We start from the raw sequence: 10,356 nt of genomic DNA on the forward strand, positions 1-10,356 counted from the left end.
GCAATCTAGACGCGGACTGAGACAGCAGGCGTCCCCCTCAACGGCATCTTCAGCAAGCCTTCCGCCAGGTGGTCGAACACGACGCGGATCCTTCGACTGGTGTGGAGCTCACGGTGGGTTACCAGCCAGATCGGGAAGGAAATCGGTTCGATATCGGCAAAGGCGGGAACGACTTCGGGAAAACGATCGGCGATTTCGTCGGCCATGATGGCAAGACCGAGGCCCTGACGGACGAACTCCCAGGCGACCACACCGCTGGGCGACCCCAGACGTATATTGACTTCGGTTACCTTCAGGCCGAAGACCCGCAGGTATCCGATGAGTTCCTCGTTGTTGTCGAAGCCGATAAAATCGAGATCCGGTGCGTCTTCCTTCGTCAGCGGCCGGCCGAATTGCTCGACCAGTGATCTGGCTCCGAAGATGCGTGCCGGGGCCGACCGCAGCTTCCGGGCATAAAGGTCGGGATGGTCCGGCTCCACATGACGAATTGCGATATCGGCCTCGCGCCGGCGCAGGTCGCTCAAGCTGTTCGTGCACAGGACCTTCACTTCCACACCCGGTGCCTTCTTGCGCAAGTCACGCAGAATGCCGGGCAGAACGTGGGCTGCCATGAGATCGGTCGTTGAAACGGTCACGAGCCCTTCGACCTGCTGCGATTTGCCGGACGCCGCAAGCGACACCCTGCTGGCCGCGTCACCCATGGCGCGCACATGATCGGCCAGTTCGATGCCCGCTTCGGTCAGGATGAGGCTCTTGGAGACCCGCTGGAACAGCGTCACGCCAAGGGTTTCTTCAAGTGCGGCCACCTGTCGGCTGAGCGTTGGCTGGGTCAGCCCGAGAGCACGGGCCGCTGCGGACAGGGACCCTTCCTCTGCCGTCACGAGAAAGGCACGGGCCTGGTTCCAGTCAAATGTGATGGTCTGCCAATTCATGCAAATATGTATATCAACTAGCCAGATTTCGGCAATTCTCATTCATTTCTGAAGGGCGTACATTTCTTGTCGAAAGGAGACGCCAATGAGCCCGTCATCTTTGATGATCCAATTGGCAAATATCGTTCTTTCGGTTCTGGAGTTTCTGGCTTCACCCACTGGCGGCCGCGATATCGGCCGTGACATTCTTCAAGATCTCGGCCTGCGCGGCGGCCGAAAGAAGAAGAAATAGAGGGATCCAGAAGCTTCGAGCAGCCGGTGTTTCGAAGCTTCTTCGAGGCTTGGGCACCTATGTGCCGGCTGTCATCTTCGCCACCGGTTCCGGTTTCGGCCGGCCGTTTGCGTCTCCGCTTATCTGTTAGAAATGGAACATCGACCATGGCGACAACATGGACCAAGGACATGCCGTCTTCCGCCGGCTTCTGGAGCAAGGTTGCACGCAAATATGCCGCGTCTCCGATCCGCAACCAGGACGCCTATGAAAAGACGCTGGAGCGGACCAGCGCGCATCTGGGGCCTCAGGACAGCGTCCTGGAACTCGGCTGCGGCACGGGGACCACGGCGCTGCTGCTGGCCGGCAACGTGAGGTCCTACCTCGCCACGGATTTTGCCAGCGGCATGATCGAAATCGCCGAGGCAAAACTGAAAGGCGGGCCAGAGGCGAAGGAGGCTCCGCAGGGCCTGAGGTTTGCAGTTGCCGATGTCTTCAGTGACAAGGTCGAGCCGGGCGAAACCGGCTATGATGCCGTTGTTGCCTTCAATTTCCTGCATCTGGTGGAAAATGCCGAGGAAACTCTGTCGCGCATCCACCAGCTTCTGAAACCGGGTGGTCTCTACATCTCGAAGACCGTTTGCCTGAAAAGACGGGCGTGGCTGTTCGCGCCCCTTGTCAAGGTGATGCAACTGTTCGGCAAGGCACCGTTTGTCCGTTTCCTTTCCTTTGACATGCTGGAAGAAAAGATCCGGTCCGCCGGTTTCGAAATCATCGAGACAGGAACCTATCCGGCTCCCTACAGCCGGTTTGTCGTGGCGCGGAAACTCTAATGCGGTGCGATGCTCGAAAAGGCCGTCAAACACGGCATTAAATCGATTGAAATGAAGCGCCGAGGCAACTTGCAGAGAGGCTTTTCGGGTGCTAGGTGTGATCTACCTCGCCACGAATGCTCCCTTGAAAGTTGAAAATGCTCGTCCGCGACCGCGCCTTTTTCGCGTCCATGTTCCTGACGGTTCTGGCCGATCAGATTCTTCTGTTCCTTGTGCCGCTGGTGATATTCCAGATCACCGGTGATGTTGGCTGGTCCGGCCTGGCCTTCTTTTTCGAAACCTTGCCACGCTACCTGACCTTTCCCGTCGCAGGCATATTGAGCGACCGGTTCCCGCCGATCCTGCTGCTGCGCATCAGCCGGATTCTGCGGGCTGTGGCCTGCATCGCCGGCATTGCCGGTCAGCTTGCCTTCGGTGGGGTCTGGTGGCTGATCGGGCTTTCCGCCGTCGTCGGCATTTTCACGACGCAGGGCATGCTGGCGCTGGAAATGGTGCTGGTGCGCGCCTTTTCCGATCAGCGCTTCGAGAAAGTGGCAAGCTATGGCCAGCTTGCCTCGCAAATGGGCGTGGTGATGGGGCCTCTGGTGGCCGCCTACCTGATGGCGTTCTGGCCCTGGCAGGCGGTGGTCGTGCTGGCAACGGTCCTGTTCGTGCTGGCCGACCTCGCCTTTCACTTCTGGCCCGGCCAGGCGCGCATGGAGGCGGCTCCTGTTTCGCGCGTTGCCCGTCATCCGGTCGCGGATCTGAGGCATGCGCTCACGCTGGTCTGGACTTTGCCGGGTCTGGCACGGGCCATTCTGCAGGCTGCCGGGGTTAATCTGATCATCGGGGCGACCCTGGCAACGGCGGCCGCCATGATGACCGGTTTCTTCAGTCAGAGCGAGCAGGTCTACGCCTGGCTCCAGGTCGGCGGAGCGCTTGCGACGCTCGCCGTACTGACGTTGACAGCGCATGTGGCGCTCGGCCTGAAAACACTTGGCGTCACGGCTTACGGGTTGATTTGCGCAGGGGCCGTGCTGACGGGCCTTGGGACCCATCCCTTGATCTATGCGGCAGGTTTCCTGCTGATTGCCGGGTTCGACAAGATGTTCAACATCTATGTGCGCACCCTGCGCAAGGAAATCATACCGCCGGAGGAATTCGGCAAGACAACCGGCGTGATCATCTGCCTCAACAACCTGTCCCAACCGCTGGCCGGACTGATCGTTGCGCTGTTTGCAGCCGGTGACGACGCCAGGGCCGTGCTGCTTGGCCTTGCCGCCGCCATGGCGCTGCTGGGCCTGATGACGTTCCGGCGCTCTGCTGCGCAGGCATAACCTAAACGGGCAGCAGATCAGCTGAGTGCCGGCTGATCCCGCAAGGCCGTCAGCCCTTCGGCGGATCGCCTGACGATATCCGCGATCTCCGTGAGCTGGCCCGCCAACGGGCTTCTGCGGCGCCAGACCATGCCTATGGTCCGGGTCGGTTCAGGAGCTTCAAAACGGGCAATTGCCACCGATGCGGAGCGCGTTTCCACGGGAACGGCCATCTCCGGGATCAGCGTCACGCCCATTCCCGCGCTCACCATCTGAACAAGTGTCGAAAGAGAACTGGCGTCCAGCACTTCGCGCGGCGGGCCGGATTGCAGATTGCAGAAGGAGAGGGCCTGATCGCGAAAGCAATGGCCTTCCTCCAGCAACAGAAGCCGCATCTCGCGCAGGCTGTCGGCATTCGGCAGCGGCGCATTGGCCTCGCGCGCCGAGCGCACGAGGACGAAGCGCTCGCTGAACAGAGCGGTTTCGGCGAGGGTACCTTCGGAAACCGGCAAGGCAACGATTGCCGTGTCGAGGCGGCCTTCGTCCAGCTCATCGATCAGCTTTGGCGTGACGGTCTCGCGCACATGTATGTCCAGCTCCGGATAGCTTTTGGTCAAGGCCCCGACGACGCTCGGCAGGAGATAGGGTGCGATCGTCGGAATGACGCCGATCCGCAGCCTCCCCACAAGCCTTTCGCGTGATGCCCTGGCAAGGTCCCCCAATTCCTCGGCCGACCGCAGGATGTCGCGGGCACGTTCGGCGGCGACTTCACCAAAATGTGTCAGCCGGATCTGGCGGGCCCCACGTTCGAACAAGGTGGCGCCGAGCACTTCCTCCATTTCCTTGATCTGCATGGACAGCGCGGGCTGCGAAATGGCGCAAGCCTCGGCTGCCTTGCCGAAATGCCCGTGACGGGCGAGGGCCTCGAAATAGCGCAACTGTTTGAGGGTGATATTGATCATAAGGTCAGCTTATCGAACTTATCAGAAAATTCAACTTCCTCTGATGGATTGCCTTTGCTAGCGTCAAGGGGCTCAAACAGAAGCGGGCGGCGAGCAAACACCCCCTTGCATTGCCGGGTTTCTGCTGGGCTCGAAAGTTTAGGGAGATTTGAGGAAACCGATCTGTCCCGGGCTCAAGCGGGTCTGCGGATATTACGGGCGTCTCATGCGGCCCGAATAATCGAACGTTTCAGATTTAAGTGGAGAGAGTTATGGACGCTAAAGTGGAAAAGACAGGCGGTTGTCCTGTAATGCACGGTGGCAACACGTCGATGGACAAGCCGGTGACGAAGTGGTGGCCGAATGCGTTGAACCTCGACATCCTGCACCAGCGCGGTGCGCGCACCAACCCGATGGACCCCGACTTCAACTACCGTGAAGCGGTCAAGGGTCTGGACCACGAAGCCGTCAAGGCCGATGTCCGCGCACTCATGACCGACAGCCAGGACTGGTGGCCGGCCGACTGGGGTCACTACGGCGGTCTGATGATCCGTCTGGCATGGCACTCCGCCGGCTCCTACCGCATGCAGGACGGCCGCGGTGGTGCGGGCTCCGGCAACATCCGCTTTGCTCCGCTGAACTCCTGGCCGGACAATGCCAGCCTCGACAAGGCCCGCCGCCTGCTGTGGCCGGTGAAAAAGAAATACGGCAATGCGCTGTCCTGGGCCGACCTGATCATTCTGGCCGGCAATATGGCTTACGAATCCATGGGCTTCAAAACCTTCGGTTTCGGTTTCGGCCGTGAGGACATCTGGGGTCCGGAAACCGACGTCTACTGGGGCTCGGAAAAGGAATGGCTCGCACCTGTCGAGAACCGTTTCGAAAATGCCGATGATGCAACGTCGCTGGAGAACCCGCTGGCGGCAATCCACATGGGCCTGATCTACGTCAATCCGGAAGGCGTCAATGGCCAGCCGGACCCGGTCAGAACCGCTGCCCATGTACGTGAAACCTTCAAGCGCATGGCGATGAACGACGAGGAAACCGCGGCGCTGACCTGTGGCGGTCACACCGTCGGCAAGGCCCACGGCAACCACTCAGCCGAAGGTATCGGTGTCGAGCCGGAAGCTGCCGGCGTCGAGTCGCAGGGCTTCGGCTGGTCAAATCCGGACCAGGGCGGCAAGGCCTCCAATGCCTTCACCTCCGGTATTGAAGGCGCCTGGACGCAATTCCCGATCCAGTTTGACATGGGCTACTTCGACTACCTGTTCAATTACGACTGGGAACTGCGCAAGTCCCCGGCCGGTGCATGGCAGTGGGAACCGGTCAACATGCCGGAAGACAAGAAGCCGGTTGATGCCTCCGACCCGTCAGTCCGCCGCAATCCGATGATGACCGATGCCGACATGGGCATGAAGATGGACCCGGTCTACAACGAGATCTGCCGGAAGTTCATGGCCGACGAAGCCTATTTCCGCGATTGCTTCGCCCGCGCCTGGTTCAAGCTGACCCACCGCGACATGGGCCCGAAGGTCAACTATCTCGGCCCGGATGTTCCGGCTGAAGACCTGATCTGGCAGGACCCGATCCCGGCAGGCTCCACCTCCTACGATGTGGACGCCGTGAAAGCCAAGATCGCCGCCAGTGGCCTGTCCGCTGCAGAGATGATCGCAACCGCATGGGACAGCGCCCGGACCTTCCGTGGCTCCGACAAGCGTGGTGGCGCCAACGGCGCGCGCATCCGTCTCGCTCCGCAGAAGGACTGGGAAGGCAATGAGCCGGACCGTCTGGCAAAGGTTCTGGCCATGCTCGAGCCGATTGCCGCAGAGACCGGTGCATCCGTAGCCGATGTCATCGTTCTGGCCGGCAATGTCGGTCTGGAACAGGCCATCAAGGCCGGTGGCTTCAACGTCTCGGTTCCGTTTGCTCCGGGTCGTGGGGATGCGACCGACGAGCAGACCGATGCGGAATCCTTTGAGGTTCTGGAACCGGTCGCAGACGGTTTCCGCAACTGGCAGAAGAAAAAGTATGTTGTCAGCCCGGAAGAAATGATGCTCGACCGTGCGCAGCTTCTGGGCCTGACCGCGCGTGAAATGACTGTTCTGGTGGGCGGCCTGCGCGTGCTGGGTACCAACCATGGCGGCTCCAAGCATGGTGTCTTCACCGACCGTGAAGGCGCTCTGACCACGGACTTCTTCGTCAACCTGACCGACATGGGCAATAGCTGGCATCCGGCCGCCGACGGCACCTATGAAGTGCGCGACCGGCAGTTGGGCACGTTGAAGTGGACCGCAACCAGCGCAGACCTCGTCTTCGGCTCCAACTCCATTCTGCGGGCCTATGCGGAAGTCTACGCTCAGGACGACAACAACGAGAAGTTCGTGAAGGACTTCGTTGAAGCCTGGACCAAGGTCATGAACGCGGACCGTTTCGATCTGCTGTAAGACCGGTCACGGCCCTTGGAAACAGATGGCGGCGCCCCGGGATACCCGGGGCGCCGTTTTCTTTTCCGGTTCATCGTCCGGGGTCCTCTATTGCGATGCAGCAAAAGAAACTCATCCGCAGTAACCCCTATCTCCTTGAAAAGGTCATTGTTCCGTCACAAGGTTTATGTTGCACTGCGAAGCAGTTTCAGGTTGCGCTTGAAACGGCAACGTGTGGCGGCCGGCCGGTTTTCTTCCGACCGTCCGGAACTGAGGTTCGGGATCTGTGCGCATATGTTTGATTTGACGGGTTACAAGGCCCTTGTTGTCGGCGTCGCCAACGATCAGTCCATCGCCTATGGCTGCGCAAAGGCGTTCCGTGCGCAGGGCGCCGATCTGGCGATCACTTATCTGAATGAGCGCGCCGAAGCCTATGTGCGGCCACTCGCCGAAGAGCTCAATGCCGAAATTATCGCCCCACTTGACGTGAGCGACGCTGCCCAGATGGAGGCGCTGTTTGCCGAAATCGAGGCCAGGTGGGGGCGCCTCGACACGCTACTCCATTCCATTGCCTTTTCCAAAAAGGAAGACCTGCATGGCCGCGTGATCGACTGTTCGTCCGACGGTTTTGCGCTGGCGATGGATGTCTCTGTTCATTCCTTCTTGCGGCTTATCAAAAGGTCCGAACCCCTGATGCCTCAAGGCGGAACTTGCATGACGGTCTCCTTCATGGGGGCGCAGAGGGTGGTTGAAAACTACGGCGTCATGGGGCCGGTCAAGGCCGCGCTGGAAGCGGCAACCCGCTATGCGGCAGCCGAACTCGGTCCGAAGGGGATCTCGGTTCATGCACTGTCCCCTGGTCCTCTCAAGACACGGGCCGCTTCCGGCATCGCCGAATTCGACGCACTTTTGAACGACGCGGCCGAACGCGCGCCGACGCATCACCTGGCCACGATCGACGATGTCGGGGCCTATGCCGCCTTTCTGGCCAGCCGGGAGGCCTTCAACGTCACCGGCGCCGTACATCCGATCGACGGTGGCTACAGCATTCTTGGATAGGAGGTCCTGATGAGGGACATTTTTGACGCGCTCGAAAAAGGCCAGAACGAATTTCTGGAGTCGCTGCATGACGCAACCGCCTGGGGCCCATCTGAACGGTTCACGGCCCTGCAGGCGCAGGCAACGGAACTGTCCAACCTGGGGGAATTGATGGGCAGGGGGCTGAGCAAGCACCTGACCAGGATTTCAGACGACCACAAGAGCCGTTGGCAGGCGACCGTTGCCGAGTACGGAAAGGCCGTGAAAGACATGGGCGGCGCTCAGGAGGCCGGCTCACTTTATCAGGCATGGGAGGAATACTGGCAGGACGCCACCCAGCGCACGGTTCTCACCATGGATGTGCTTCGCCAGCGTGGCGACAACTTCATGGATCACGAAGAGGCCGGCTGTCCGCCTGTTCTGATTTATGACTACGAGGTGGTGCTGGACGGGGCCGATCTGCCGCGCCCAAGCTGCTACATGCTGCTGAAAATCATCCCGCCGGCTGATCTGCCCTGCCGCGACCCCAAGCCATTCAAACGACCCTACATCATCATTGATCCGCGCGCGGGGCATGGCGCAGGGATCGGCGGCTTCAAACCGGACAGTCAGGTGGGTGTTGCCCTCCATGACGGTCACCCCGTCTATTTCGTGGCTTTCAAGCGCATGCCGGAAAAAGGCCAGACGCTGGCAGACGTGACCCACGCAGAAGCGGCCTTCGTTCGCAAGGTGATGGAACTGCACCCGGAAGCGCCAAATCCTGTCGTGACCGGCAACTGCCAGGGTGGTTGGGCGACGCTGCTGCTGGCTGCCATGAACCCGGACCTGACCGGGCCGATCATTCTCAATGGCGCACCTGTGTCCACTTGGTCCGGCCGTGTTGGCGAAAACCCGATGCGCTATAACGCCGGTGTTCTGGGCGGAACGTGGAACGCCATGTATTACTCCGACCTCGGCCACGGCATCTTCGACGGTGCCGACATCGTGCAGAATTTTGAAATGCTCAATCCGGCCCGGAACTACTTCGGCAAATACTACGATCTTTATTCAAAGGTCGACACCGAGCCGAAACGCTTCCTGGAGTTCGAACGCTGGTGGGGCGGGTATTTCCTGCTCAACGAAGCGGAGATGAAATGGATTGTCGAGCAGCTCTTCGTCGGCAACCGTCTTTCCAAGAACGAAGCGCAGCTCGAAACCGGCCGAAACGTCGACATCAAGCACATTCGTGCGCCGATCATCGTTTTTGCCAGCTACGGCGATAACATCACCCCGCCGCAGCAGGCCCTCAACTGGATCATCGACACCTACACGGACGAGCGGGAAATCGCCATCCGCGGACAGCGGATCATCTATATGATCCACGAACAGGTCGGACACCTCGGTATTTTCGTCTCCTCCAAGATCGCCAAGAAGGAACACACCGAAGTCACCTCGACGCTGAAGACAATCGAGGCGCTGGCACCGGGCCTATATGAGATGACCATCGACGACTATGAAGGCCCTCTGCTTGAGCGGGAATTCACGGTGAGCTTCCATGAGCGCAAGATGGAAGACCTGGCAAAGATCGATGACGGCCGGGACGATGAAATTCCCTTCGCTGCTGTCGCCCGTGCCTCCGAACAGCAAGCCGAATTCTACGATGTCTGTGTGCGTCCCTTCGTCCAGGCTTTCGTGACAGAGCAGAGCGCGGACCTGCGCCGCAAGAGCCATCCGCTCAGAATGCAACGGGCGCTGTTCTCCAGCCTCAATCCGGCGCTGGGCTGGTTGCCGGGCATTGCCGAGCGAGCCAGAAACGAGAGGTCTCCGGCCAGTGCCGGCAACCCGTTTGTGGAACTGGAAAAGGTCAATGCGGCCTTGATCGAGCAATCCATGGATCTCTTCCGGGATCTGCGCGACACCGCCTATGAAAACCTGTTCTACTCGATCTGGGGAACACCCTACATGCGCTGGTTCGGCCGCAGCAAGCAACCGGGCCGGACACTGAAGCGCAAGGACGAGCTGCGCAGCCTGCCGCCGGTTCAGGCCGCCCTGATGCATATCGAGGAAGGTGGTTTCTGCGAAGCGGTCATCCGTATGCTGATCCTGCTTGCCGACAGCCGGGGCAATGTCCGCCGCGACCGTCTGGAAAGGTCTGCCCGTGTTCTGACGCAGGACGAGCCATTCAAATCGCTGACCGCAGACGAACGCAGCTTCATACTTCAGGAACAGACGATGATCGTCGAATTTGCGCCGGAACAGGCGCTCGAAACCTTGCCCAAGCTGCTGAAAACGCAAGAAGAGCGGGAACTCGCCGCCAAGGTTGTCCGCTTCGTGCCCGGGGCGATTGACGAAATGACGCCGCATACCCTGGAAACCCTGCAGCAGTTCCACGAGGTACTGGGTCTGCCGCCGGTTTCGGAAGACATACTGCATGATCCGCTGGCGGTGACGGATGTCTCTGTCGAGCCAGGCAAGGAAGATACCAGGGCTGCCCAGGAAGAGGCAGCGAGCAACGCCCCCGCGAAGACACCCGCAAAGCGGACAGCCCCTGTAAAAGCTGCCTCGGCTGCGGCGGTGCCAAGCAAGTCGTCTCCTCGCAAGCCTGCAACACGCAAGGCGCCGGCGCGCAAGACGGCCGTTTCGCGCAAACCGCGCAGCACCGCGAAGAAACCGCAAGAATCGGCAGAATAATAAGAGGGGGCGT

The 10,356-nt window shown here is 60.3% G+C and carries 8 protein-coding genes; 6 read left to right on the plus strand and 2 right to left on the minus strand.

What is annotated here, in order from left to right; translation table 11 throughout:
- Positions 1–5: 5 nt before the first annotated feature.
- Positions 6–932 carry a LysR family transcriptional regulator gene (locus tag SIAM614_RS26805; protein WP_006939410.1) on the minus strand — a complete coding sequence of 309 codons (927 nt, stop codon included), beginning with the start codon at positions 930–932 and terminating at the stop codon, positions 6–8.
- An 85-nt stretch (positions 933–1,017) separates the two neighbouring features.
- On the opposite strand from SIAM614_RS26805, the gene SIAM614_RS32265 reads away from it, so the two are divergent.
- The 3 genes from SIAM614_RS32265 (at position 1,018) to SIAM614_RS26815 (ending at position 3,292) form a co-directional block, all read left to right on the plus strand.
- The gene (locus SIAM614_RS32265) at positions 1,018–1,164 is read left to right on the plus strand and encodes a hypothetical protein (protein ID WP_157140115.1); all 147 of its coding nucleotides are present in this window, start codon (positions 1,018–1,020) and stop codon (positions 1,162–1,164) included.
- A 146-nt stretch (positions 1,165–1,310) separates the two neighbouring features.
- Complete coding sequence (locus tag SIAM614_RS26810) at positions 1,311–1,976, plus strand: class I SAM-dependent methyltransferase (protein WP_006939413.1); 666 nt, start codon at positions 1,311–1,313, stop codon at positions 1,974–1,976.
- Between the two features lie 137 nt (positions 1,977–2,113).
- Positions 2,114–3,292, plus strand: a complete 1,179-nt coding sequence (locus tag SIAM614_RS26815; protein ID WP_040441241.1) for an MFS transporter — start codon at positions 2,114–2,116, stop codon at positions 3,290–3,292.
- A gap of 17 nt (positions 3,293–3,309) precedes the next feature.
- Here the strand turns inward: SIAM614_RS26815 and SIAM614_RS26820 are convergent, their stop codons facing one another.
- Entirely contained in the window at positions 3,310–4,233 is a 924-nt protein-coding gene (locus SIAM614_RS26820; RefSeq protein ID WP_006939415.1) for a hydrogen peroxide-inducible genes activator, read from the minus strand.
- 251 nt (positions 4,234–4,484) lie between these two features.
- On the opposite strand from SIAM614_RS26820, the gene katG reads away from it, so the two are divergent.
- The 3 genes from katG to SIAM614_RS26835 all read left to right on the plus strand — a co-directional run bounded on the left by katG (position 4,485) and on the right by SIAM614_RS26835 (position 10,343).
- Positions 4,485–6,656: a catalase/peroxidase HPI gene (gene katG / locus SIAM614_RS26825; RefSeq protein ID WP_040441242.1), complete on the plus strand. Its 2,172-nt coding sequence runs from the start codon at positions 4,485–4,487 to the stop codon at positions 6,654–6,656.
- Between the two features lie 273 nt (positions 6,657–6,929).
- On the plus strand, positions 6,930–7,694 hold the full coding sequence (gene fabI, locus SIAM614_RS26830) for an enoyl-ACP reductase FabI (RefSeq protein ID WP_040441265.1): 765 nt from the start codon (positions 6,930–6,932) through the stop codon (positions 7,692–7,694).
- Positions 7,695–7,703: 9 nt separating this feature from the next.
- Complete coding sequence (locus tag SIAM614_RS26835; protein ID WP_006939418.1) at positions 7,704–10,343, plus strand: DUF3141 domain-containing protein; 2,640 nt, start codon at positions 7,704–7,706, stop codon at positions 10,341–10,343.
- Positions 10,344–10,356 lie beyond the last annotated feature (13 nt).

This window comes from Roseibium aggregatum IAM 12614 (assembly GCF_000168975.1).
Taxonomy (GTDB): Bacteria; Pseudomonadota; Alphaproteobacteria; order Rhizobiales; family Stappiaceae; genus Roseibium; species Roseibium aggregatum.